Source organism: Microbacterium sp. RU33B, from assembly GCF_900155915.1.
Lineage (GTDB): Bacteria > Actinomycetota > Actinomycetes > Actinomycetales > Microbacteriaceae > Microbacterium.
Genome location: NZ_FTPO01000002.1, coordinates 616,143 through 641,604, shown reverse-complemented (window position 1 = coordinate 641,604; position 25,462 = coordinate 616,143). Strand labels below are relative to the sequence as shown.

The 25,462-nt window shown below is 71.4% G+C and carries 21 protein-coding genes; 4 read left to right on the top strand and 17 right to left on the bottom strand.

Annotated features, from left to right (window positions below; translation table 11 throughout):
* Positions 1–132: 132 nt before the first annotated feature.
* Entirely contained in the window at positions 133–1,962 is a 1,830-nt protein-coding gene (locus B0B14_RS12625; RefSeq protein ID WP_076682302.1) for a choice-of-anchor K domain-containing protein, read from the top strand.
* A gap of 210 nt (positions 1,963–2,172) precedes the next feature.
* Here B0B14_RS12625 and B0B14_RS12620 read toward each other — a convergent pair whose 3' ends face one another.
* The 13 genes from B0B14_RS12620 to B0B14_RS12565 all read right to left on the bottom strand — a co-directional run bounded on the left by B0B14_RS12620 (position 2,173) and on the right by B0B14_RS12565 (position 15,203).
* On the bottom strand, positions 2,173–3,561 hold the full coding sequence (locus tag B0B14_RS12620) for a glycine--tRNA ligase (protein ID WP_076682300.1): 1,389 nt from the start codon (positions 3,559–3,561) through the stop codon (positions 2,173–2,175).
* A gap of 109 nt (positions 3,562–3,670) precedes the next feature.
* Positions 3,671–4,414 (bottom strand): formylglycine-generating enzyme family protein, encoded by a 744-nt coding sequence (locus B0B14_RS12615; RefSeq protein WP_076682298.1) that lies wholly within the window; start codon positions 4,412–4,414, stop codon positions 3,671–3,673.
* 5 nt (positions 4,415–4,419) lie between these two features.
* Entirely contained in the window at positions 4,420–5,355 is a 936-nt protein-coding gene (locus tag B0B14_RS12610) for an aldo/keto reductase (protein ID WP_076682752.1), read from the bottom strand.
* 133 nt (positions 5,356–5,488) lie between these two features.
* A complete protein-coding gene (locus B0B14_RS12605) occupies positions 5,489–6,508 on the bottom strand; it encodes a hypothetical protein (RefSeq protein WP_076682296.1) in 1,020 nt (339 codons plus the stop codon).
* 16 nt (positions 6,509–6,524) lie between these two features.
* Positions 6,525–8,408, bottom strand: coding sequence for a substrate-binding and vWA domain-containing protein (locus B0B14_RS12600; RefSeq protein ID WP_083710615.1), 1,884 nt, complete (start codon positions 8,406–8,408; stop codon positions 6,525–6,527).
* Between the two features lie 148 nt (positions 8,409–8,556).
* Positions 8,557–9,891 carry an alpha-hydroxy-acid oxidizing protein gene (locus B0B14_RS12595; protein WP_076682295.1) on the bottom strand — a complete coding sequence of 445 codons (1,335 nt, stop codon included), beginning with the start codon at positions 9,889–9,891 and terminating at the stop codon, positions 8,557–8,559.
* 24 nt (positions 9,892–9,915) lie between these two features.
* The gene (locus B0B14_RS12590; protein ID WP_076682293.1) at positions 9,916–10,779 is read right to left on the bottom strand and encodes a hypothetical protein; all 864 of its coding nucleotides are present in this window, start codon (positions 10,777–10,779) and stop codon (positions 9,916–9,918) included.
* A gap of 3 nt (positions 10,780–10,782) precedes the next feature.
* Positions 10,783–11,916 carry an o-succinylbenzoate synthase gene (gene menC / locus B0B14_RS12585; RefSeq protein WP_076682291.1) on the bottom strand — a complete coding sequence of 378 codons (1,134 nt, stop codon included), beginning with the start codon at positions 11,914–11,916 and terminating at the stop codon, positions 10,783–10,785.
* 333 nt (positions 11,917–12,249) lie between these two features.
* The gene (locus B0B14_RS16600; protein ID WP_179085317.1) at positions 12,250–12,390 is read right to left on the bottom strand and encodes a hypothetical protein; all 141 of its coding nucleotides are present in this window, start codon (positions 12,388–12,390) and stop codon (positions 12,250–12,252) included.
* A gap of 58 nt (positions 12,391–12,448) precedes the next feature.
* Positions 12,449–13,222: an isocitrate lyase/PEP mutase family protein gene (locus tag B0B14_RS12580; protein ID WP_076682289.1), complete on the bottom strand. Its 774-nt coding sequence runs from the start codon at positions 13,220–13,222 to the stop codon at positions 12,449–12,451.
* 37 nt (positions 13,223–13,259) lie between these two features.
* Positions 13,260–13,658: a hypothetical protein gene (locus B0B14_RS12575; RefSeq protein ID WP_372236639.1), complete on the bottom strand. Its 399-nt coding sequence runs from the start codon at positions 13,656–13,658 to the stop codon at positions 13,260–13,262.
* Between the two features lie 21 nt (positions 13,659–13,679).
* A complete protein-coding gene (locus B0B14_RS12570) occupies positions 13,680–14,366 on the bottom strand; it encodes a cyclase family protein (protein ID WP_076682287.1) in 687 nt (228 codons plus the stop codon).
* Between the two features lie 123 nt (positions 14,367–14,489).
* Positions 14,490–15,203 carry a GNAT family N-acetyltransferase gene (locus B0B14_RS12565; RefSeq protein ID WP_076682285.1) on the bottom strand — a complete coding sequence of 238 codons (714 nt, stop codon included), beginning with the start codon at positions 15,201–15,203 and terminating at the stop codon, positions 14,490–14,492.
* A 58-nt stretch (positions 15,204–15,261) separates the two neighbouring features.
* Between B0B14_RS12565 and B0B14_RS12560 the strand changes: the two genes are divergently transcribed.
* Positions 15,262–16,704, top strand: coding sequence for an MFS transporter (locus B0B14_RS12560; protein ID WP_076682283.1), 1,443 nt, complete (start codon positions 15,262–15,264; stop codon positions 16,702–16,704).
* 38 nt (positions 16,705–16,742) lie between these two features.
* Complete coding sequence (locus B0B14_RS12555; protein WP_083710580.1) at positions 16,743–18,335, top strand: peptide MFS transporter; 1,593 nt, start codon at positions 16,743–16,745, stop codon at positions 18,333–18,335.
* Between the two features lie 8 nt (positions 18,336–18,343).
* On the opposite strand, the gene B0B14_RS12550 is transcribed toward B0B14_RS12555, so the two are convergent.
* Entirely contained in the window at positions 18,344–19,345 is a 1,002-nt protein-coding gene (locus B0B14_RS12550) for an acyl-CoA thioesterase (protein ID WP_256714380.1), read from the bottom strand.
* An 82-nt stretch (positions 19,346–19,427) separates the two neighbouring features.
* On the opposite strand from B0B14_RS12550, the gene purU reads away from it, so the two are divergent.
* A complete protein-coding gene (gene purU / locus B0B14_RS12545) occupies positions 19,428–20,309 on the top strand; it encodes a formyltetrahydrofolate deformylase (protein WP_076682281.1) in 882 nt (293 codons plus the stop codon).
* A gap of 245 nt (positions 20,310–20,554) precedes the next feature.
* Here purU and B0B14_RS12540 read toward each other — a convergent pair whose 3' ends face one another.
* From B0B14_RS12540 to B0B14_RS12530, 3 genes are all read right to left on the bottom strand, one after another.
* A complete protein-coding gene (locus B0B14_RS12540) occupies positions 20,555–21,517 on the bottom strand; it encodes a serine hydrolase (protein WP_076682741.1) in 963 nt (320 codons plus the stop codon).
* A 62-nt stretch (positions 21,518–21,579) separates the two neighbouring features.
* Entirely contained in the window at positions 21,580–23,544 is a 1,965-nt protein-coding gene (locus B0B14_RS12535; protein ID WP_076682279.1) for a M13 family metallopeptidase, read from the bottom strand.
* A gap of 98 nt (positions 23,545–23,642) precedes the next feature.
* Positions 23,643–25,445, bottom strand: a complete 1,803-nt coding sequence (locus tag B0B14_RS12530) for a lipase family protein (protein ID WP_076682277.1) — start codon at positions 25,443–25,445, stop codon at positions 23,643–23,645.
* Positions 25,446–25,462: the final 17 nt, after the last annotated feature.

Below are 25,462 nucleotides of genomic sequence, written 5' to 3'. Positions count from 1 at the left end.
CGGAGAGGAGATTTTCTCGGGATTCCGCGTAATGGATCACCGCATTCGTCGTCTCACCTGTAAGCGGTGTGCGATCTGGGGCGCGCACCGGGAGATCAGGCACCTGCACGCAGGTGTCTCTGGGGGATTTTCATGTGGGGATTCGACGCGCGTCCGCGCGCGCAGAAAACAAGACGAGCACGGTCTGGGGACCGGAAGGGGACGCGGTTCGCCGCATCCGCCGCGGCGCTGCTCATCGCGAGCGTCGGCGCCTTCGCGCTGACACCGCCGGCGAGCGCTGCCGCAGCCACGCTGCCGGTGCCGCCCGACGCCGACGTGCAGGCACGCGTGCTCTCGCACGTGGGGACGGACGCCGGCGTGGCCGTGCCCGACCTCGGCGACTGCATCCGCTACGGATCAGCGCCGCAGTCGACCACGACCGGGCCCATCGCCAACCCGGGTGGGACCCCCGGGACGCAGGCAGCCGGGTGGAGCGACGGTGCGACCGGTTGGGTCGCGTTCGACTCGATCGCCTACACCGCCCACGGTGACAGCGGCCGCCGCTGCGGCGGCCCCGACCTCAACCTCTCGACGCAGAGCGCGGTCGGCTTCGGGCCTGCGTCGGTCTCGTCGATCGAGATCGGCACGCCGTTCAACCTCGGTCGGATGGTGCATCGCAACAACGTCGTCCAGACGCTGTCGCACGCGTGGTCGTCGGGTGTGCTGGAGGTGCGCTTCCTGGGCCTCGACCTGAGCTACCCGTGGACGCTGCACGAGACGTCCAACACGCAGTCGCCGGCCTCGAACCCGGCCAACGACGACGTGCTGCAGTTCACCGGGACGATCGGCGACCAGTCGTTCGTCGGTTCGGACGGCAACCGCTACACCCTCGTCGTGTCGGGCTTCACAGCCCCGCAGGCCGACGGCACGTGCGCCGCGAGCCTCGCCGACCCGGGCTCGGCTCTCGGCGAGTTCCTCACGGTCGAGCAGACCTCGACCTACGGCTGCCTCTACGCGTCGATCCGTCAGGTGCGCACGCTCACGGTGGTCAAGATCGCCGAAGCCGCGCAGGCGCAGACCGCCGGCATCCCGGCGTTCTCCTTCACCTCGACCAGCGACCTGGCCGGATCGCCCTGGGCCATCGGCTTCTCGCTGACGCCGACGGCGCTGGGAGCGGCGGGCCAGGCGTCGACCGCGACGGCGGACTTCGTCGTGGGTGAGACCGTGACGATCGCGGAGAGCACCCCCGCCGCGCCGTGGGCGTTCACGAGCGTCGCGTGCGTCGACGGCACCGGTGCTGTCGTGCCCGCCCAGGTGGCCGGGGCGCAGATCACGCTGACCGGCGACCTCACCGCCGCCTCAGCGGACGCCGCGCCGATCACGTGCACCTATACGAACACCGACACGACGGTGCCCGTCGACCCGACCGGATCGCTCACGCTCGCCAAGACCGTCACCCCGCGCGACGGAACGCCGGCCGACGGATACACCGGCGGCGACGCCCGCGTGTTCGCCGTCGACTTCGTCTGCACGCTCGACGGCATCCCCGCGGCATCCGGCACGCGCGATCTCACGATCGCGACTCCCGTGACGATCACGGGCATCCCGGCGCGGGCCGAGTGCGAGATCACCGGCGAAGACGAGTCGCCCACTGCGGGTGACTTCACCGACGCGAGCTACGCGTGGGACGGGTACGACCTGTCGCCGGCATCCGTGACGATCGCCACCGACACCGTCTCGACGCTGACGATCGACAACCGCTTCGTGCGCACGCCGCCCGTCGAGCCGACCGATCCTCCCGTCGAGCCGACCGACCCGCCCGTCGCACCGCCCGGACCGCTGCCGCTCTCGGACGGCACCCCGAACCCGCTCGCGGCGACGGGCTCCGGCCCGATCCTGCCGTTCGCGTTCGCCGGAGCAGGCCTCCTGCTCGCCGGTGCCGTCGCACTCGGCGCCGTGCGGCGCTCACGCCGGCGCGCATAGACCCGGACGCGGCCCGGCATAGATCCCCAGGGTCAGGTCGCGTCCGTCCGCATCGGGGTCACTCCCGGTGCACAGCCGGAGGGCCCGTGTTCGCACGGGTCCTCCGGTCTTCCTGCGGTGCGGGCGCCTCGACGGGCACCCCGCACCCGCAGACGGCGGATGCCCCGGCCCACTGAGGGCCGAGGCATCCGGATTCGCGCGGGTCGGGCGCTACGCTCCGCGCAGGCGCTCCGCGAAGTACGCGCCGAGGCCCTCGAGCGGCACCCGCTCCTGCGTCATGGTGTCGCGGTCGCGCACCGTGGCCGCCTGGTCCTCGAGCGTGTCGAAGTCGATCGTGACGCAGTACGGCGTGCCGATCTCGTCTTGACGGCGGTAGCGGCGGCCGATCGCGCCGGCGTCGTCGAAGTCGGTGTTCCAGCCGTGCGCGCGGAGGCCGTCGGCCACCTCTCGGGCGACGGGCGACAGCTTCTCGTTGCGCGACAGCGGGAGCACCGCGACCTTGACCGGCGCGAGGCGGGGGTCGAGCTTCAGCACCGTGCGCGTGTCGGTGCCGCCCTTCGCGTTGGGGGCCTCCTCCTCGCGGTAGGCGTCGACGAGGAACGCCATCATGGCGCGCGTCAGACCGAACGACGGCTCGATCACGTACGGGACGTACTTCTCACCCGACGCCTGATCGAAGAACGTGAGGCTCTGACCGGATGCCTCGGAGTGGCTCGTGAGGTCGTAGTCGGTGCGGTTGGCCACACCCATCAGCTCGCCCCACACCTTGCCCGGGAAGCCGAACTTGTACTCGACGTCGATCGTGCCGGCCGAGTAGTGCGCGCGATCCTCCTTCGGCACGTCGAAGCGGCGGAGGTTCTCGGGGTCGATGCCGAGGTCGATGAACCAGTCCCAGCACGCCTCCACCCAGTGCTCGAACCACTCCTGCGCCTCGGCGGGCGGGGTGAAGAACTCGATCTCCATCTGCTCGAACTCGCGCGTGCGGAAGATGAAGTTGCCGGGCGTGATCTCGTTGCGGAACGCCTTGCCGACCTGCCCGACGCCGAACGGCGGCTTCTTGCGGCTGGCCGTGAGCACGTTGGAGAAGTTCACGAAGATGCCCTGCGCCGTCTCGGGGCGGAGGTAGTGCAGGCCCGACTCGTCGTCGACGACGCCGAGGTAGGTCTTCACGAGGCCCGAGAAGGCCTTCGGCTCGGTGTACTGGCCCTTCGTGCCGCAGTTGGGGCACGGGATGTCGGCGAGGCCGTTCTCGGCCGGGCGGCCCTTGCGCGCCTCGAAGTCCTCGATGAGGTTGTCGGCGCGGAAGCGCTTGTGGCAGCTCAGGCACTCCACCAGCGGGTCGGTGAACGTGGCGACGTGACCGGATGCCTCCCAGACGCGCTTGGGCAGGATGACCGAGGAGTCCAGGCCCACCATGTCGCCGCGACCGCGCACGAACGCCTGCCACCACTGCCGGCGGATGTTCTCCTTGAGCTCGGTGCCGAGGGGGCCGTAGTCCCACGCCGACCGGGATCCGCCGTAGATCTCACCCGCCTGGAAGACGAACCCGCGGTGGCGGGCGAGGGCGATGACTTTGTCGAGGCGGGACTGCTCGGCCACGGTGGCTCCAATGGTCGGGTGGGTGTTCGGCGGGATTCCGCTGGATGCCGCGAGCGCGGCCGGCTTCGATTCTAGTCGGCAGGGTGCCCGCGCTTCCTGGACGGCGGGCTCAGCGGCGCGGGGTCCACCCCGGCGGCAGCGGCCCGTCGTCGAGGGCGCGATCGCGGTCGACCTTCGCCGACCAGCCCTGCGCGGCATCCCGGCCGTCGAAGCCCCCGCGCGCCACCCGGAAGCCGACGTCGTCGTGGTGCATGCGGGGCGCTCCGCCTCGGCGCACCGACGCCCGCACGCTCCACGCGTCGTCGGCGAAGCCGCCCCCGCGGAACACGCGGTAGTCGTCGTACCGCGCCGGATCGAGCAGATCCCAGCACCACTCCCACGCGTTGCCGAGGGTGTCGAAGAGCCCGTGGAGGTTGGGCAGCTTGCCTCCGACGTTCTGCGGTGCCGTCACGCCGTCGGCGCTCGTCCAGGCGACATCGGCGAGCGGCCCGTACTGCGGACCGGTCGAGCCCGCGCGGCACGCGTGCTCCCACTCCGCCTCGGTCGGCAGACGGTATCCGTCGGAGTCGACGTGCCACGTGACGTCTTCGCCATCGAAGGAGTACGCGGAGTCGAGCCCGTCCCATTCCGACGCGGCGTTGCAGAAGTGCACGGCCCGCAGCCAGCTGACCTCGACCGCCGGGCGCCGCGGGTGCACCGCGGCGATCCCGAGGATCTCTGCGAGCTGCTCCTGCGTGACCGCGAACACGCCGATCTCGAACGGCTCGAGCTCGACGCTCCACCGGCGCTCCCGCCGCGCGTCGTGCAGCGCCACGGTGCCGCCCGGGATGCCGGCCAGCTCGATGTCGACCATCCGGGTCAGGGGACCCGGTGACCTGCGGCGCGGAAGAGCTCGTACCACTCGGCGCGCGTGAGCGGGATGTCGGATCCCTGCGCCGCGCCGGTGACCCGGTCGGGCGTCGTGGTGCCGAGCACGACCTGCATGCCTGCCGGGTGGCGGGTGATCCAGGCCGTCGCGATCGCGATCGGCGGAACGTCGTAGACCTTCGCGAGCCGGTCGATCACCGCATTGAGCTCGGGGTAATCGGGCGAGTCGAGGAACACGCCGTTGAAGAAGCCCGCCTGGAACGGCGACCACGCCTGCACCGTGATGTCGTTGATGCGGCAGTAGTCGACGATCCCGCCGCCGTCGAGCGTCACCGACTGCTCGAGGCCGACCATGTTCGATGCGACGCCGTGGGCGATGGTCGGGGCATGCGTGATCGACAGCTGCAGCTGGTTGGCGACGATCGGCTGGCGCACGGCGGTGCGCAGCAGGTCGATCTGGCGCGGCGTGTGGTTCGAGACGCCGAACGCCCGCACCTTGCCGGCCTCCTCGAGCTCGTCGAACGCGCGTGCGACCTCCTCGGGCTCCACGAGGGCGTCGGGACGGTGGAGCAGGAGGATGTCGATGTAGTCGGTGCGCAGGGCCCGCAGCGACCCCTCGACCGACTCGATGATGTGCTCGTACGAGAAGTCGAAGTACGGACCCTCGCGCACGATGCCCGCCTTGGTCTGCAGGGTGATCTCGGCCCGCTCGGATGAGGAGAGCTGCAGCGCCTCCGCGAAGCGCTCCTCGCAGCCGTGGACCTCGGGTCCGTACACGTCGGCGTGGTCGAAGAAGTCGATGCCGGCGTCGCGCGCCGTGCGCACGAGCGTGCGCACCTCGTCGTCGGTCGATTCGCCGATGCGCATGACGCCCAGGACGACGTTGGGGACTTCGAGGCCGGTGGTGCCGAGGGGAACGGTTCTCATGGTGTCCATCTTGACGGCAACGGCCGACATCCGAGTGTCGGAACCCGCTCCCGAGGTGAAGACGAGAAGCGGAGGACGGCATGCTCCGTGCTCGGCGTGCGGGAGAACACGCACGACCTCGAGGGGCGCTGGCTCACTGCGGTCGCGCGATGGGGCCGGTGTCTCCGTCGGCGCGGTCGAACTCGCGCTCCCAGTCCTTCAGCTCCTTGCGTCGCCCGATCACGCCGTCCAGCGACACCTGGAAGTGCAGCCCACGACGGGCGTTCACCTGCTTGATGTTCGCGACGAGTTCGCCCGAGACATCCGTGATCGCCTCCCGCACCTCCGCCACCCGCTCGTCGGGGTCGTCCCAGAGGTGCGGATGGGTCAGGATGTCGAGGAAGTAGTCGCGGTCGAGCGCTGCGGTGAGCTTGCGCAGCGTCTCGCCGTACTCGACGGCACCGAGTGCGAGCTGGCCCTCGTCGCCCTTGCGGTCGAGTCGCTCGAACAGCTCGCTCGCGTTCGCGGCGATCCCGGCGATCTCCGGCGCGACCTGGGCCGCGAGCCGATTGCCGGATGCCCCCGCCGCAGCGTACTCGCCGCTGAGAGCGCGGAGGCGGGTGATCGTCTCGCGCACCGAGTCCGGCAGCGGTGTGCGCTCTCCCGCCGCGCGTCGCCGGGAGCGGCGCACGCCGAGGAAGACGCCGAGCGCCGCCCCGAGCGCGGCGACGACGAGCACCGCGCCGATTCCGATGCCGACCGCTCCCCCCGCGTCCGGGCTGACGGGCCCGGCAGTGTCGGTGGCCGCGATGACCGTCTGCACGGTCTCGACGAGGGCGGCCTCGGTCGATCCCGCCGACCCCTCGGCCTCGTTGGCGATGCGCAGCGCCTCACCCGAGGGCAGGTCGCGCGACCCGGCGGCGAGGTCTCCCCCGACCGAGATGATGATGGTCTGGAACTGCGGGTGCTGCTCGGCGAGCGTCGACAGGATCTCGGTGCCGGAGGCCTCCAGCGCCGCGTTGCTCGAGAAGACTGCGACGCCGATCGGCTGGTCGCCGATCTGCTGCGAGAGCTGATCCCGCAGCGCGGTCGCCCCCGACACCTCGGGAGACACGTAGACGTTGCTGCCGGTGAGCGCCTCCACGGCGTCGTCGATGTAGCCCTGACCGCTCATCCCGTACACGTGCGCCTCAGAAGTTGTTGATCACGGAGGCGAACACGAGGTCGATCTTGGCGGCATCCGATGCATCGAACCACTGCCCGCCGGTCGCCTCGGCGATGCGCTGCAGCGCGCCGGTGTCGGCCCCCTCGCCGTACGCGATCGGGAAGATGCGCACCGGGGCGTCGTCACCGCCCTCACGGGCGGATCTGCCGATCTTGGCCACGAGCGAGTCGAGCGAGATCGACGAATCCGTGTCCTGTCCGTCCGAGAGCAGGACGATCGCGTTGATGCGGCCGGGTTCGGCTCGCGCCGACATCTCGTCGTAGGCGGCAGCGATCGCGTCGTACAGCGGCGTGCCCTCGCGCTGCGCGAACCGCAGATCGTCGAGCGACGAGTCGACGGACTCGCGATCGGAGGCCAGCGGCGAGACATCCCGCAGCACGACGATGTTCCGGCCTGCCGTCGAGGAGACGCCGGTGGTGAAGGCCCAGACGCCGACCTCATCGGATGAGCGGAAGTGTCCGAGGGTGGACTGGGCGCCCTCGATCGCGCCGTCGAGCTTGGAGCGACCGTCGCCGATCGGCTCGTCCATCGAGCCGGAGATGTCGATCACCTCGAGCACGGACGAGGGCTTCCGGATCTGCGCCCACTGATCCAGAGCCGCCGAGACGACGTCGACCCCCGGCTTGGGAAGCGTGATGGCGGGGCCGGCCGGGTCGACGCCGTAGGCGGCCGTGAAGAGGTCGCCGAGAGGTACCGACTCGTCGAGCGGGCGGAAGCCGAAGTCGGGGAGGATCCGCTGGGCGGCGTCGGTCTGCAGGAACTCCGCGAACGCCGTGCCCGCCTCGGCCTGCGCGTCGGTGACCCAGTCGGCGCCCAGTACCGTGATCGGGTTGTCTGACCACATCGAGCCGCCGGAGGGATAGACCGCGACGAGCTTCTCCTTCGGCTCGGTCAGTTTCTCGCCCGGCTGCACGGTATGCGAGTCGGGGTTGCCCTGGTTGTAGTTCAGCAGCGAGGTCTCTTCCAGCGCGACGGCCGAGACGTAACCCGATCCGCCCGCGCCGTTCTGCGTCTCGTCGTACAGCGTCGTGAGCACCTTGCCGGTGGTGTCGCCGTAGTGGATGACGCACTCCTCGAACACGCGGGAGAAGTCGGCGGCCGCGGCGACGTCGTCGGAGGTGAGGTCTGCGGTCTTGCCCGTCGCCTCGTAGGACTGCATCAGGATGGCCGACAGGCCGGTCGTCGACGTGTTGGGGTTGGTCTTGGAGATCTTGAACGAGCCCCACAGGTCTTTGCCGACGCTGCCCCAGCCGTCGGGGTCCTGACAGAGCCGCTCGAAGTCGGTGATGCCGATCGGCTTCGCGGGGTACCCGAGCGCCTTCGCCATCGTCTCGGGCACGCCGAACACGACGGGCGTGTGCGTGAACGATTCCGGTTCGCCGACGAGGGAGGGGGATGCCGCGGCCGCTACCCGCTCGGTCCACACGGTCGAGGCCGGCGACCACATCGTGGGCCAGCGCCGCGTGTTCTCGTCGGGCCAGTCGCCGCCCGCCGTGAGGATGCGGGTCGCCTCACCGGATGAGACGTTGATCGGACGCACCGTCGCGCATTCGTCGAGAGCGGCGTGCTGCGGCGACTCCTTGAACGCCCCGGCGAGCGCATCGAGCATGTTCACCTTCTCGGACGACGTCGCCACGACGACGCTCGTGCAGCCGTCGTCGGCGAAGTCCCCGTCGCCGGAGCCACCGCCGCCGTCGATGGATCCCCCGCCGCCGAAGCAGCCGGTCACGGTCAGCGCGACAATCGCCGCGAGGCCGGCCAGGCCGAGCCGTCGGGGCGTCTGGGCACGCCGCGACTCCGTCGCCGGATCGAGGATCGGGGCGGTCGTGCGCCGTGCGCGTAGGGCCATGGGAACAGCGTAGGTCGCGCGGTCGACCGCCGCATCCGCCTGATCGCCTGTCCGGCCGAGTGCGGCACTCTCCTGCGAGCGCGCCGTCGCTCGACGCAGCGGTCGCACGAGACGGCAGCGCTCGACGCCGAGCCTCCGGCCCGCGGCGTCAGACCGTGCGGAGCGTGTCGGCGCCGAGCTCGGCGATGCTCGTGTGGCCCGACAGACCGAGGGTGATGTCGAGCTCGGCGAGGAGGTTGCGCACGACTTCGCGCACTCCCGCCTCGCCGGCGAGCCCCAGTCCGTACGCGTAGGGGCGACCGATCGCGACGGCGGTGGCCCCGAGCGCGAGGGCGATGACGGCATCCGTCCCCTGTCGGATGCCGGAGTCGAACACCACCGGCACCCGCCCCCCGATGCGCTCGACCACGCCGGGCAGCGCGGCGATCGTCGGGACGGACTGGTCGATCTGCCGACCTCCGTGATTGGAGACCCACACGCCGTCGACCCCGGCGTCGAGTGCGCGCGCCGCATCGTCGGGGTGCACGATCCCCTTCAGGATGATCGGCAGGCTCGTCCATTCCCGCGCTTTCGCCAGATCGCCCCACGTGAGCGCGGGCGTCGAGAACACGTCGAGGAACGTCTCGACCGCCGCGCGCGGAAGCGGCGAGCGCAGGCTCTCCCGCAGTCCCGAGCCGGTCAGTGCCGTCCCCTTGCGGGCGATCCGGATGCCTGCCGCCACGGCCTTCGGAGTGACCCGCACCGGCGGGGCCGCGGCATCCGTCATCGTTCCCGCGCCCCGCGCGCGTTCACGGACGAGCTGCTGGAACACCGGATCGCTCGTGTACTGCGCGATGCCCATGGCCCGCGTGAAGGGCAGGTAGGCCAAGTCGAGGTCGCGCGTGCGCCAGCCGAGCAGGTGCGTGTCGAGGGTGACGACGATCGCTTCGCAACCGGATGCCTCGGCCCGCCGCAGGAGTGACGCATTGAGCTCGTCGGACGCCGACCAGTAGAGCTGGAACAGCCGCGAGCCTTCCGGCGCGGCGTCTCGGACCTCCTCCATCGGGAACGACGCCTGGTTGGACAGCGTGTACGGCACGCCGAGCGACGCCGCCGCTCGCGCCACCGCGAGATCGGCGTCGTCGTGCGCCATCTCCATGACGCCGAGGGGAGCGAGCAGGAACGGGGTCGCCCGCCGCACGCCGAGGAAGTCGATGGACAGATCGCGCGTCGCCACGTCGCGGAGCGGCCGCGGCCACACCTGCCAGCGCGCGAACCCGTCGCGGTTGGCGGCCACGGTGCGCTCGGCGCCCGCCCCGCCGGCGATGTAGGCGAAAGCCTCTGCACTCAGCGCCCGGCGCGCGGCCGCCTCGAGGGCGTCGGCGTCGACGGGCACCCGCGGCTTCGTGCCGCTGATGCCCGCGCGGTAGATCTCGGACTGGGTCCGCCGGGAGATGCCGCGCGCGGCGGCCGGATCGTGGGGAGCGACGCTGCTCGGTGCCATGCACCTCAGCCTAGAACCGGCGCGTCAGCCTCCGAAGCCGCACCACTGGGCGACCCACGTGAGGATGCGGCCGCGGAGCTCGGCGGAGGCGGCGAGCTCGATCTCCCCCGGCTCGCCGTCGACGACGACGTCGAGGGTGAAGATCGTGCCGCGCTTGTCCTCCTGCACGGCGTGCGCGTCGCACCGCAGCGGCACGAGCGGCAGCCGCACCGTCGTGGGTGCGGAGTCCGTGCCCACGTCGACGCCGAGGGGGAAGGTCTCGGCCGCCGCCCCGACGCCGAACGTGAGGAGGTTCGTGGTGCGGATGCCCTCGATGCGCGCTGCGGCGTCGCCGGTCGGCTGGATGTCGAGCACGAGGTCGGCCGGAGCGCCGGGCGACGACGGCGTGAAGTCGGAGAAGCCCAGCACGACGGCGTCGGCCAGCGCCTCCGCGCGGCACTCGCGCTCGTGCAGGTCGGCGAGGAAGGGCACCGCTTCGGGGAGCGGCACGACGGCGACGGAGATCGCCTCGCCCAGGGCGAACGGCACGATCGCGCTCGACTCCCCCGCATCGGGCGTTGCACAGTCCATCGGCGGCAGCTGCACGCGGATGTCGACCGTGCCGCCGGGCTGCACGGCGGTGTCGCGTTCTCGCGGACGTGACGCCGGCCGGGCGAAGCGCGGATCCACGACGCGCACGTCGCCGACGAACAGCTCGTCGTCGGAGTCGTTGCGCACCTGCACCTGCGCCTGGCGGTCGGCGACGTCGGAGCGCAGCTGGACGAGCCGCACCGAGACGCCGTCGGGCAGCACGGTGGCCGAGGGCGCGGGACGAGCTTCGCCCCCGCATCCCGCGAGCACGGCGGCGGCGAGGAGCAGCGACAGCGCGGCGCGCAGGCGTCGTCGCATCCCCTACCGCCGGATCTCGACGCGCTGCACGGTGACGTCGTCGAGGGCGACCGGATCGATCTCGACACCCAGTCCCGGGCCCGTCGGCACGCGCACGTGCCCGGCTTCGAGCACGGCCGGCTCGGTCACGATGTCGCGCGCGTAGAACCTGCTCGACGCCGAGACGTCGCCGGGCAGCGTGAAGCCGGGCAGCGCCGCGAGTGCGGCGTTGGCCGCGCGACCGATTCCGGTCTCGAGCATCCCTCCGCACCACACGGGGATGCCGGCATCGCGGCAGAGGTCGTGGATGGCCACGGCCTCCAGGTATCCCCCGACCCGTCCGGCCTTGATGTTCACGACGGATGCCGAGCCCAGCGCGAGCGCGTCGCGCGCGGCCTTGAGCGACACGATCGACTCGTCGAGGCACACGGGGGTGCGCAGCATCCGGGACAGCGCCGCATGGTCGACGAGATCGTCCTCCTGCAGGGGCTGCTCGATCAGCAGCAGATCGAAGCGATCGAGTTCGGCGAGCACGGCGGCGTCGGCGAGCGTGTAGGCCGAGTTCGCATCGACCTGCAGCGGCGTGGCGCCGAACGCGTCGCGGACGGCGGCTGTGTCGTGGATGTCGCGACCGGGCTTGATCTTGATCTTGATGCGCACGTACCCCTCGTCGAGGTACCCGGCGACGGCCTCCACCAGCGCTTCCGGAGTCTTCTGGATGCCCACCGAGACGCCCGACGGCACGCGGTCGCGCTCGGCGCCGAGATACTCGCCGAGCGAGCGGCCCTGGGCCCGCAGCCCTGCATCGAGCACGGCGAGCTCCAGGCCCGCCTTCACCATCCGGTGGCCGATGAAGGGCGCGAGGATGCCGGCCACGTCCTCCGCCGCGACGGTCCGCCGCTCCAGCAGCGCCGGGATCAGGAAGCGCTGCGCGACATCCCACGCACCCTGGGTGTACTCGCTCGAGTACAGCGGATCGGCCTGAGTGACGATCTCTCCCCACCCGTCCCCACCCGCGGTGAGGACGCGCACGACGATGACCTCGCGCACCGTCTCGGTGCCGAACGACGTCGTGAACGGCGAGACGAGCGGCACGTGCAGCACGCGCAGTTCGACGCCGTCGAGGGCGACAGGTTCTGCGGGGCGCGCGATCGGCATGCGCTCAGGCTACGCCGAGACCCCGCACGAGCAGGAGAGGCCCCTCGCCGCGCAGGGTCTCGGGTTCCACTGCACGGCGAGGGACATCTCAGGAGAGAGCGCGAAGGCTCTCGTCGCGGATCGGCACGAAGGTCGAGCGGCGCCCCCGCAGCCGCTGCGGCCGTGACGCGACACCGCGACGCGACGGGGGCGTCTGCAACGCCTTGGCCACCGAATCGATGTATCCGCGCATGGCCTCTCCCGTCGTCTCGCGGCGCCCGCTGCGCCGTCCTACCCATGAGACGGGGACGGGGGCGTTCTATGACGCGGGTTCCACGAGATCTTCGAAGAGCGTCAGTGCGCGCGGGCGGCCGCGTCGTGGACGACGGGGACGAACGTCGCCCGTCGCCGACTGCGGCCGCGCCGGGGCATCCGGTCGCCGCGCGTCGTCACGGGGACGAGTGTGCGGATGACGGCGTCGAAGTAGTCGCGCATGAGGGGCCTCTCCGGTGGATCTCCCCCTCGGAGAGCCACCGGGCGCCCGCCTGATACGTCAGTTGAGGGCGCGCGTGCCCGCGGGGAGCGCCCCGCCCTCGTGCACGACCCGCACGAGGTCCTGCAGCGCCGTCAGCGCCACGCGCTGCGACCACGGTCCGTACGACACCCGGGCCACGCCGAGCTCCTGGAGCCGTGCGAGCGGGAGCGATCCGGGCACGGCGATGAGCGACAGCCGCTGCGGGCCGAACGCCTCCACGAGCGTCGAGACCTGCGCCTCGTCGAGTTTGCCCGGCACGAACACCACGGGCGCACCGGCGGCGAGGTAGGCGGAGCCGCGCGCGACCGCGTCGTCGAGGTTCTCCTCGGGGGTGCGCTCGCCGCCGCGCACGAAGGCGTCGGTGCGGGCATTGAGCACGAACCGGATGCCTTCGGCCTCGCCGGCCTTCAGCGCGGCCTCGACGCCGCGCACGGCCTCGTCGAGGGGCTTCAGCTGGTCTTCGATGTTGGCGCCGACGACGCCCACGCCGATCGCCCGGCGGATCGTCTCGCCCACGTCGCCGTAGCCCGCCTCGAGGTCGGCGCTCACCGGGAGCTCCGTCGCCGCGACGATGCGCTGGATGGCCTCGAGGTGGAGCGCGAGCGGGATGTTCTCCCCGTCGTCGTAGCCGAAGCTCGCGGCGATCGAGTGGCTCGCGGTGGCCAGGGCCGTCGTCCCCGGCTCCTCGGCGACGACGCGGGCCGAGATCGGATCCCACACGTTCACGACGGTGAGCAGGTCGGGGGCTTCGTGGAGGGCGAGGAGGCTCTGGGCCTTATCGAGAAGGGTCATGATCGGTGCAACTCCGATCGGCGGGTGAGGATTCCGCTCACGTCCAGGGCGTGAACGCCGGATCGCCCGGCGCCCACGGGCGAAGCTCCCCCGGGGCGGGCCACGGCAGCTCGAACCGGGGGGCCGGCGGACCGCCGATCGCGCCATGGTCGTCGACCTTCACCACGACGCGTCCGGCCTCGTCGCCGTGCCCGGGCGCGACCTCGAGGATGCGGACGCGGAGCGCGTCGGCGTCCGGCCGCTCCAGCATCCAGGGATCGGCGAGCCATCCGATTCCCCGGGCCTCGAGAGCCTCCTCGGCGACGAGCCAGTCCACGGCTCCGGATGCCTCGTGCCCGAACAGGTCGTGGGCGACCCAGTCGTCGCCCTCGGGACGGATCCACCCGAGCAGCTCGCCGTCGTCGCGGCGGTGAGGCATCCAGTCGGCGGGGATCACGTCGTCAGGCTACCGGGCCGCTCAGCGTCCGATCTCGGCGAACGCCCGCACCGGGAAGGTGCCGAAGCCCTCGACGGCGGGCGGAGCGGCGGTGAAGCGCGCGCCGCTCGGCGGCACATCGCCCAGACGCGTGAGGTGCTCCACGACGTGCACGCCCGCGGCGAGCAGCAGCGAGTGCGCCGGCCGCTCACCGCCGGCTTCGGCCGCGGTGTCGTCGATGTTGAGCGAGTCGATGCCCACGAGCACGGCGCCGGCGTCGATGAGGTGCTGCGCGCCGTCCGCGGTGAGATACGGCGCGCCGTGCCCGTACTCGGGGGTGCCGAAGAGCCGGTCCCATCCGGTGTGCAGCAGCACGGCGGCACCGCGCACGTCACGGCCCCGCAGCAGCTCGACGCCGATCCCGCGGCGGTCGGGAGTCCAGACATCCGCGACGTGGAAGACCTCGGCGGGCAGGCCGACGAGGGTCGCGAGGTCGAGCCCGGCGAGGTCAAGGCCGTCGGCGTAGCGGTGGAACGGCGAGTCGAGGTAGGTGCCCGTGTTGCCGATCAGGTGGATGACGTCCATCGCGAACTCGGTGCCGGGGGCGTAGACCGACCGGGAGTCCCCGCGGGTGAGGTGCGGGGTGATCGTCGGGGCGGGGAGTCCCGGATAGGTCACGAGCCCGGCGCGGATCGCGTGGCTCAGATCGATGATGCGGCGGTCGGTCATGCGGGTCAGCCTAGGGTCGAGGTATCCCCTCGACGTCGCACTTCTTCGGAGATGGGCAGTTCGGCGGAGCTCCTCGGCAGAAATCCTCCGGAGAACGGCGATTCTCCCGAGAACTGACGCGGGCTACGGGCGCACGAACAGGTAGCCGCGATCGTCGTCGAACCCGCCGACGACGAGGCCGGCGCCGAGCTGCGCGAGGAATCCGTCGCGCACCCGCAGGCGCCAGTCCGCGGCATCCGTCGGCGACGCGGCCCGCACCGACTCGATGTCGTGCGGCACCTCGACCGACGCGACGACACGGTCGGCCGCGGGAGTCGGGAACGGCGGCGCCGCCACCGCCCACGACACCATGACGCGGTCGGTCTCGTCACCCCGGTTGAGGCCGTCGTCCATCGGCCCGTAGTGGTCGACGAGATACTCCGTCACGCGCGCGCCGAGCACGCGGAGGTTGAAGTGCGCGTTGCGCGCGACGAGCGGATCGAAGGTCCACGTCACGTGTCCGACGCCGCGGCGGAGCGCCCACTCGCGCTGATGCTGCTTGAGCACGCGCCCGAGACCCTGGCTGCGGTACTCGGCGAGCACACCCGTGACGTGGGAGTGCATCGAGCGGGCGGCGGGCTCGCCGAAGAAGCCGACGGATGCCCCGATCATCCGCTCGCCGTCGAACAGTCCGACGGCGTAGTTGCCCGAATGCGCGAGCGCCCGCAGCAGGTTGGGCGGCATGCCGGCCGGATCGCCCGCCCATACCTCCGACAGCACCTCGCACGCGCGGAAGACGTCGTCGACCGTGTCGAGCGGACGGATGTCGATGCCGGGCTGAGCGGTCGGATCGGGCATGCCGCCCACGCTACTCCCGCCCGACCCCGACATCCCGGACCGCCGATAGCCTGAAGGGATGGCCAAGGGAGACGACGACGCGAGGCGCCGTCTCTCCCGTCCCACGCCGCAGGGTGCCATCGTCGCCGTGCTGGCGGTCGCCGGCCTCGCCTCGTCGTTCATGTTCACCCTCGTGGTGCCGATCCAGTCCAAGCTCCCCGAGCTGCTGAACGCGAGCCGCGACGACACGGCGTGGGTCGTCACCTCCACGCTGCTCGCCGCCGCCGTGATCACCCCGATCGCCGGTCGCCTGGGCGACATGTACGGCAAGAAGCGCATCGTGCTCGTGCTCCTGGCCACCCTCGTGGTCGGCTCGGTCATCGCGGCCGCCTCGCCGGGCATCGTCGGGGTCGTGATCGGCCGCACCCTGCAGGGCGCGGTGACGGGCGTCATCCCGCTCGGCATCTCGATCCTCCGGGATGTGCTCCATGAAGACCGTGTCGACACCGCGATCGCTCTCATCAGCGCGACGCTCGGCGTGGGCGGCGCGCTCGGGCTCCCGATCAGCGCCCTCATCACCGAGCGCAGCGATTGGCACGTGCTCTTCTGGGTCGCCGCCGCGCTCGGCGTCGTCGTCTTCGCCCTCGTCCTGTGGATCGTTCCCGAGAGCGTGCTGCGCACGGCCGGACGCTTCGACTTCGTCGGCGCCGCCGGGCTCGCCGTCGGGCTCCTGGGCGTGCTGCTCGCCGTGTCGCGGGGCAACACGTGGGGGTGGACGTCGGCGCCGACGCTCGCCTGCGGACTGGGCGGCATCGTCGTGCTGCTCGTGTGGGGCTGGTACGAGCTGCGCATCGCCGAGCCGCTGCTCGACCTCCGGGTGGCCGCCCGCCGCCCTGTGCTGCTGACGAACCTCGCCTCGATCGCGATGGGGTTCTCGCTGTTCGCGTCGAACGTCGTGTATCCGCAGATGCTGGAGCTCCCCGTCGCGACGGGCGGCTTCGGGCTGAGCCTGCTCGGCGCGAGCCTGGTCGTGATGCCCGCCGGGATCGTGATGATGGTGCTCTCGCCGTTCTCCGGCCGCCTGGCCCGCACGGTCGGACCCAAGCTGCTGCTCGTGCTCGGGGCGATCTCGCTGGTGATCGCGTACGGGTTCACGCTCGTGCTCTCGAGCGAGGTCTGGCACCTCGTGGTGGCGAACATCATCATCGGCGTCGGCATCGGCTTCGGCTACGCGGCGATGCCGATGCTCATCATGCGGTCGGTGCCGCAGTCCGAGACGGGCGCGTCGAACGGACTCAACGCCCTGTTCCGCTCGCTCGGAACGAGCACCGCCGCCGCCGTCATCGGTGCGGTGCTCGCCACGTACACGGTGCAGGTCGAGGGCACCCCGATCCCGACGGCCACCGCCTTCACGCTGTCGTTCGTGCTCGGACTCGCCGCGGCCGTCATCGCCCTCGTGATGGCGCTGTTCATCCCGCGCGGCCGCGCGGCCGAGGAACGGCATCCGTCGCTCCCCCATTGAGCGGCCCGCCCGAGCCCTGCCCGCGCTAGCGTGAATGCATGAACGATGAGCGCGACGATCGTCAGGAAGTCCCGGTCGGCCCGCCCGAAGGGGCGACGGCCGCCGGCCGGACCGGTCGGCAGTCGCGGGAGGCCGCGAAGCGCAGCGGCACGGATGCCGTGGGATCGGTCGCCACGGCATCGGCCTCGGTCGGCGACTCCGACACGCGCTTCTTCGGCCAGCCCTTCGCCCTCGCGCACGTGTTCGGCGTCGAGATGTGGGAGCGGTTCAGCTTCTACGGCATGCAGGGCATCCTGCTCATCTACATGTACTTCTCGGTCGCCGAGGGCGGCCTCGGCATCGACCAGACGGTCGCGACGGGCATCGTCGGAGCGTACGGCGGCACGGTCTACCTCTCGACGATCCTCGGCGCCTGGATCGCCGATCGCCTGCTGGGCTCGGAGCGCGTGCTGTTCTCCAGCGCGATCGTCATCATGGCGGGCCACATCGCCCTGGCGATCCTGCCGAACGTGTGGGGCCTGGGCATCGGCCTCGTCCTCGTGGCCCTCGGCTCGGGCGGCCTGAAGGCCAATGCGACGTCGGTCGTCGGCACGCTGTACACGGCGGACGACCCGCGCCGGGATGCCGGCTTCTCGCTGTTCTACCTCGGGATCAACCTGGGTGCGTTCGCAGGGCCCCTCCTCACAGGTCTCCTGCAGTCGACGATGGGCTTCCACTGGGGCTTCGGCCTCGCCGCGGTCGGCATGGCCGCCGGTCTCATCCAGTACTCCTTCGGCCGCAAGCACCTCCCCGCCGAATCCCGCGCGGTCCCCAACCCGCTGCCCCGCAGCCGCCGAGGCCTCTTCATCGGCATCGGCCTGGGGGGCGTCGCGCTCCTCGCCGTGCTCGTTCTCGTGGGCGTCATCCGGGCCGACAATCTCGCGATCGTCGTGATCATCGCCACCCTCGGCGCGGCGATCGCGTACTTCCTCGTGATCACGGCGTCGAAGGCCGTCACGGGCGACGAGCGCTCCCGCGTGATCGGCTTCATCCCGCTGTTCATCGTGAACGTCGGCTTCTGGTCGCTGTACCAGCAGCAGTTCACCGTGCTGACGATCTACTCGTCCGAGCGGCTGAACCGCGACATCTTCGGCTGGGAGATGCCCATCCCGTGGGTCAACTCGATCAACCCGATCTTCGTCATCATCCTGTCGGGCGTCTTCGCCGCGATCTGGACGAAGCTCGGGCGCCGCCAGCCCTCCACGCCCGTCAAGTTCGCGCTCGGCGTCGTGATCATGGGCGCCGCCTTCCTGCTGTTCCTGCCGTTCGCCAACGGTCCGGCGAATGCGACGCCGCTCCTCGCGATCGTCGGCATCCTGCTGGTCTTCACGATCGCCGAGCTCTTCATCTCGCCGGTCGGGCTCTCGGCGTCCACCAAGCTCGCGCCGCAGCACTTCCACACGCAGATGGTGGCGCTGTACTTCCTCTCCGTCGCACTCGGCACCTCGATCGCGGGATGGCTCGCCGGCTTCTACGACCCCGAGAACGAAGTTCCGTACTTCACGATCCTCGGCGTCATCGCCATCCTCCTCGGCCTCGCGCTGCTCGCGGCGGTCAAGCCGGTGCTCGCGCTCATGCGCGGCGTGAGGTAGCCGGCGGCTCAGGGTTCGAGCGACAGCGACGGAGGGATCGGCACGATGCCCTCCCGCAGCCGGATGATCTCGAGCGCGTGCTCGTGCAGTCGCACGTCGTCCGCGGCATCCGGCACCCACGCGGGGATCGCCGCGGCCACGCCGTCGGCATCGGGCACGACGAAGACGCTCATGCACTGGGTCGCGACGTCCAGCTCCTGGGGCGTGCGCGGATCGGCCGTGGACACCCGGATGCTGAGATGCATGCTGCGGGCGGAGGTGTGGATGAGCCGGGCCTCGATCTCGACGAGGTGGCCGATCGGCACGGGCGAGAAGAAGTGGATGCCGCCGGAGTACACCGCGACGGCGTGATCATTGCCCGACCACCCGACCGCGACGGCGTACGCCGCCTCATCGATCCACCGCATGACGGTGCCGCCGTGCGCTTTGCCTCCCCAGTTCACCACTCCCGGCGGCACCAGGAAGCGCAGGGTGGAGCGGGGGCCGTGCCCGGCATCCGTGTACTCCTCCCGCAGCATGAGCCGCTTGATCTCGGCGCGGGCGTCCATGCGCTCCAGCGCCGCCGCCGCGAGCTTCCGGTCGGAGCGGCTCACCGGACTCCAGCTCGGCACCGCGGCGGGCCGCCCGTCGGCGCCCTTGGCGACGAACACGAGGATGCACGTCGTCGCCGGCGTGTACAGCCGATCGCTGACCTCGGCGGACGACACCGTCACCACGACGTGCATGCTGGTGCGACCCGTGTACACGATGCGCGCCTGCACCTCGACGAGGCTCCCGGGCGCGACCGGGCGACGGTGGCGAACGTTGCCCACGTACGCCGTGACGCAGTAGGCGCCCGCCCAGCCGACCGCGCACGCGTATCCGGCCTTGTCGATCCACTCCATCACGCTGCCGGCGGCGATCGAACGGCCGCCCGCCGCGGTGTCGGCCGGGGTGGTCATGAACCGCAGCGTGATGCGGTCGTCGCGGCCCGCAGTGCGCTGCGGGGCATCCGTTGTCGGAGTGCTCACGCGGTCAGCCTAGAGCGATCCGGATGCCCCGGCCACGACATGCGGGTCGGGCGAGGCGCGATGACACGGCAGAATCGAATCCATGACCGCGCACGACGCCCACCTCCTCACCGACCACGCGTGCCTCATCGTGCACGGGAGCGACCGCCCCGGCATCGTCGCCGCGGTCTCCGCGCTCATCACGCGGCACGCCGGCAACATCGTCGCGCTCGACCAGTACTCCGACGACCCGATCGGCGGCGCGTACTTCTGCCGCGTCGTCTTCCACCGCCCCGATCTGGCCGCGGCCCTGCCCGAGATCGAGGGAGACCTCGACCGCACGCTCGGCGAGGGCTTCGACCTCGAGTGGAACGTCACCGACCTCTCGGTGCCCAAGCGCATGGCGATCCTGTCGTCGAAGCAGGACCACTGCCTGCTCGACCTCCTGTGGCGCCACCGCCGCGGCGACCTGCCCGTCACGGTGCCCATGGTCATCTCCAACCACACGAACTCCGCCGAGGACGTGCGCTCGTTCGGGGTGCCGTTCTTCCACGTGCCGTCGGGGTCGGGACCCGACAAGTCGGCAGCCGAAGCCGAGATCCTGCGGCTGCTGAAGGGCAACGTCGACTTCATCGTCCTCGCCCGCTACATGCAGATCCTCTCGCCCGACTTCCTCGCGCAGCTCGGCGTGCCCGTGATCAACATCCATCACTCGTTCCTGCCGGCCTTCATCGGCGCCGAGCCGTACAAGCGGGCCAAGCAGCGCGGCGTCAAGCTCATCGGCGCGACCTCGCACTACGTGACGGAGGATCTCGACGAAGGACCCATCATCGAGCAGGACATCGTGCGCGTGACCCACGCCGAGTCGGCCGCCGAGCTCGCCCGCCGGGGCGCCGACGTCGAGCGCCAGGTGCTCTCCCGCGCCGTGCTGTGGCACGCGCAGGACCGCGTGATCCGGCACGGCAACCACACGATCGTCTTCTGACGCGGGGGCGCATCGGCAGAGCCTCGCCTGCCTGTCCGCGTTTCACCCCGTGAGGCCCGGCTTTCCTGCCACGGTCAGGTCCGCCACGCGTTGATGTCCCACTTCGCGTGGGTGGCACGCCGACACACCCGCGCAAAATGGGACATCGACGCGCACGGTGACGCCCATGTCCCATGTGAGGCGGGTTGCACGCCGGCACACCCGCGCGAAGTGGGACATCGATCCGGGGCGCGCGACCGCGCGCCTCAGAACACGTACTCCATCAGGTCGACGCCGAGCACGCGGAACGCGTCGTGCGCCCGCAGCCGGTGCGTGATCGACAGGTCGTCGAAGCACACGATGAGCGCGTACGACACTCCGGCCCGGGGCCCTGCCAGCACTCCCGCTTCGACACGGATGCCGGCATCCCGGCCCGTCTTGTTGACGAAGAGCAGTCCGTGCTCGTCGTTCTCATGGGCGAACGGATCGAGCCCGGTCGCGGCGGCGACGAGGGAGAGGTCGTGGTTCAGGCTCAGCCACTCCGCGACCTGCGCGCTGACGCCGGCGGAGACGGCCTGGGAGTTCACCAGCGCGGCGAAGATCTCGGCGAGCTCGCGGGCCGAGCCGAGCGCGACCTGCGGGGCGTCGTCGGGTCCGCGCTCGTCGCGGAAGCCGTCGAGCAGCGCCGTGCGCGACAGCCCGAGCTGCTCGATGCGCGCGCGCGCGGCCGGCAGCCCCACGCGGGCGAGGAGTGCGTTGGCCGCGAGCGCATCGCCGGCCGCCGCGGTGAGCACAGCGAGGTCGGCGATCGGGAGCGCCGGGGCCTTCAGGTGCCGCCACACACCCGAGACCTCGACGCGGTCGAGATCGGCGCGGTCGATGATCTCGTGCGGATCGAGCGTGCCCGCCTCGATCGCGGCGGCCACCTCGAGCAGGAGCGGAACGACGCCGAGTCCGGCGACAGGCAGCGTCACGAAGTCGTCGCCCGCGAGCACCGACGTACCGCGGTCGAGGTCGTTGATGCGCACGGACACCTTCGCGCCGCTCTCGGCGAGGACGTCGAGAGCCTTCAGCGTCGACGCGAACGACCGACGCCCGACCGCTGCCCGTCGCGGAAGACGCCGGCTGCTCCGGCGCGACGCGCCGCGCAGCGCCGGTTCGGGCGCGCCGACGGGTGCGTGATGCGAAGGGCGCGATGCGTCCGTGTCAGAGGGCTCGGGGGTGCCCACGAACACACTTCCTTCCGGGGGGAGAGGGGTGAGGGGAGGGATGCCGCCGCTGCGGCGGCGCGTCACCAGATGGAGACGCGTTGATCCGCCGGCAGCCAGAGCGCGTCTGCTTCGGTCACATCGAACGCGTCGTAGAACGCGTCGATGTTGCGGACGATCTGGTTGCAGCGGAACTCGTTGGGCGAGTGCGGGTCGATCGTGAGCAGACGGATGGTCTCGGCATCCCGTCCCTTCTGCTGCCAGATCTGCGCCCAGCTCAGCAGGAGTCGCTGGATGCCGGTGAGCCCGTCGATGACCGGGGCCTCGGCGCCGTCGAGCGAGAGCTCATAGGCACGGAGGGCGATGGCCAGCCCGCCCAGGTCGCCGATGTTCTCGCCGATCGTGAGCGCGCCGTTGACCGTGTGCTGCGCGTCGAGCCCCACGGGGACGAGCGCGTTGTACTGCTCGATGAGGCTCTTCGTGCGCTCCTCGAACGCCGTGCGGTCGGCGTCGGTCCACCAGTCGCGGAGGGATCCGTCGCCGTCGAAGCGGCTGCCCTGGTCGTCGAAGCCGTGGCCGATCTCGTGGCCTATCACGGCGCCGATGCCGCCGTAGTTGGCTGCGGCATCCCGGTCGAGCTCGAAGAACGGGAACTGCAGGATCGCCGCGGGGAACACGATCTCGTTCATGAGCGGGTTGTAGTACGCGTTGACCGTCTGCGGGGTCATGAACCACTCGTCGCGGTCGATCGGCTTGCCGACCTTGTCGAGCTGACGATCGTGCTCGAGCACGTGGGAGCGCGCGACGTTGCCGAGCAGGTCGGTCGGGTCGACCTCGAGACCCGAGTAGTCCTTCCAGGCCACCGGGTAGCCGATCTTCGGCGTGAAGGCGTCGAGCTTGGCGAGCGCGCGCTCGCGGGTCTCGGCGCTCATCCAGTCGAGGTTCTGGATGCTCTGGCGGTAGGCCTCGACGAGATTCGCGACGAGCTCGTCCATGGCGACCTTCGCCGCCGGCGGGAAGTGCCGCTCGACGTAGACGCGGCCGATCGCCTCGCCCATCGCCGCCTCGGCGAGGCCGACGCCGCGCTTCCAGCGCTCGCGGATCACGGGGACTCCCGACAGCTGGGTGCCGTAGAAGCCGAAGTTCTCCTGCACGAACGCGTCGGAGAGGAACGGCGCCGCGGCGTGCACGATCTGGAAGCGCAGCCAGTCCTTCCAGTCCTCAAGACGCTCTTCCGTGAGAAGGGTCCCGAGACCCTCGACGAAGCTCGGCTGGTAGACGACGACCTCCGCGAAGGCGTCTTCGTGCTCGGGCGCGATGCCCTCGCGCCACGGGAGGAGGTCGATGCCCGCGAGCTCCTGCAGCGCGTCCCACGAGAGGAGGTTGTAGGTGGCCACGGCGTCGCGGCTCTTCACGTTGTCCCAGTGGTGTCCGGCCAGCTCCGTCTCGAGCGAGACGATGCGGTCGGCGGCCGCGCCGGCGTCGTCGACGCCGGCGAGATCGAGGATGCGCTCGATGTGCTGACGGAACGCGATGCGCGTGTCCTGGAAGTTCTCCAGGCGGAAGTACGACTCGTCGGGCAGCGACAGGCCGCCCTGCACGAGGAACGGGACGTATCGCGTGGGGTTCCCGGGGTCGGGCTCGACGTAGAGGTGCACGATGCCGCCCACGCCGTCGCGCTCCAGCCGGCCGACGGCGCGGAGCAGTTCGGGGATGGAGGAGATGCCGTCGACCGTCGCCAGCCGCTCGGACAGCGACGCGGTGCCGAGCTCGTCGATGCGCGCCTCGTCCATGAAGCTCGTGTAGATGTCGCCGATCTTGCGGGCCTCGGTGCCGGGCTCGGCATCCGTCGACTCCTCGACGATCGTGCGCACGTCTTTCTCGGCCTGCTCCGCGATGAGGTGGAACGACCCCCAGCGCGCCTTGTCTTCCGGGATCTCGGTGCGCTCGAGCCACGCGCCGTTGACGTGGCGGTAGAGGTCGTCTTGAGGGCGGATGTCGGGGCTCAGCTCGTCGAGCGTGAGACCCGAGCGCAGCGCGTCGGTCATGCGTTACAGGATAAGCGTCCGGGCCGACACGTGCGTTCGCATGAGGAGACGCTCACGGACGCGGGCTCGGCGACAACCGGGTCTCCCGTATCGGGCACTCAGTACTCCGCGCGGTTGCAGCCGGCGATGCCGGGCTCCCCCGAGAGCCGGGCCTTGGTCCACTCCATCAGCTGCGGCACGACCAGCGACGCCGCGGCGACGAGGTCGACGTGGCCGAGGCCGGCGTACAGCCGGTAGTCGACGATCTGGCCCGCGCCGCAGGCGGCGCCCACGAACGCATCCTGCGCCGCCGGCGGCACCAGGACGTCGTCCTTGCCCTGCGCGAGCAGCAGAGGCACCGTGATCGTGGGCGGCGGGACGTTCTCGGCCAGGCGGGCGCCGAACGCCCCCTCGGTCGGCGGGACGGCGAACAGATCGGGATCGCTCGTCTGGCCGACCTCCGCGAGCACGGGCACGAGCAGGCCCGGCCCGGCGAGGCAGTGCTCGGCCATCCGGCGCGCCGTGTCGTCGGACTCCGGGCGGATGAACTTGCCGTACGTGACGTCGTCGTAGCGCGCCGCATAGGCCGCCATCGTGAAGGAGGCGACGACCGAGCCGCCCGACACGGTCGGAAGGTTCGCGAGGACGGCGGCCGGGTCGGCCATCGGGGCGAGTGCGGCGACGCCCGCGAGCGGCACGTCGGGGGCGTACGCGGCTGCGGTCGCACCGGCCCACAGCGCGGTCCCGCCCCCGTCCGACCAGCCCCACGCCACCGTCTGGCCGCCGAGGTCGGCTGCCGGGATCTGACGCGCCGCCCGCACGGCGTCGAGGTCGGCGCGACCGCTCGGATCTCCCACGAGATACGCGGGCGGGGATGCCGCCCCCCGGCCGGAGCCGTCGGCCTGGACGAGCGCCCACCCGTTGGCGACGATCTCGGGGAGCACCGACATCGCCCCCGATTCGAAGGGCTGCGCGAGCAGCGAGGGCGCGCACTGCTGCGCGACGCCGGTCGCGCCGTGGGCCCAGGAGATCACGGGCCACTCCCCGAACCCGGCGGCGGGAACGACGACGATGCCGCTCGCGACGCCCGGGCCGCCGTCGCCGTCCGTGGTCGTGTAGAGGATGCGCCAGCCGACCGCTCCGGCGGGGACGCCGCGGGTGAACGCCTCCGCCCGGATCAGCTGTCCGGGCTCGTCGGGCACCGTGCGCGGTGCCGCGTAGAAGGCGTCCGTGACCGGATCACCGCCGCGCAGCACCGCCGTCAGACCCCCCGCGGCGACGCCCACCACGAGGGCGACGGCCACCGCCAGGGTGCGCATCCACCTCCCGGCGGCGGGCGCGGCATCCGTCGCCGTCGGTCGGTCCCGGCGACCGCGCACTGCGCGCCAGACTTCGAGCAGGCCCACGACGATCAGGCGGCCGCCGAGCACGACCGTGACGACGAGGAGAGTGATGTCGGCCCCCGAGAGGGCGAGCAGACCGAAGCCGATGCCCGCGACGCCGAGCAGCATCGACGCGACCCGGGCGTCGGCCGTGATGCCGGGACGGAGGCCCGCCAGAACCGACAGCACCCCGGCGGCGATGACGGCGATTCCCACGACGAGGGCGACCGAGCGCACGGTCAGGTCGGGGAACAGCAGAACGAAGACGCCCGCAGCGATCCACACGACGGCCATCAGCGCCCGCCAGCGCGGGGTCGGCTCGCCGTCTGCGCCCTGACCGCCGGCGACGAGTTCGAGGAGGCCGCTGAGCACGAGGCCCGCGCCGATCAGGACCGCCAGCGCGCCGAGGGATGCCGTGGGACGCACGACGATGACGGCGCCGAGGACGACCCCCGCGAGACCCAGCACGGCGCGCAGCCACGACGGCAGTGCGCCGAGCCACGAGCGGACCGGAGCGGGGCGGGCGGTCTGCGTCGACATGATCCTCCTCCGCTGTC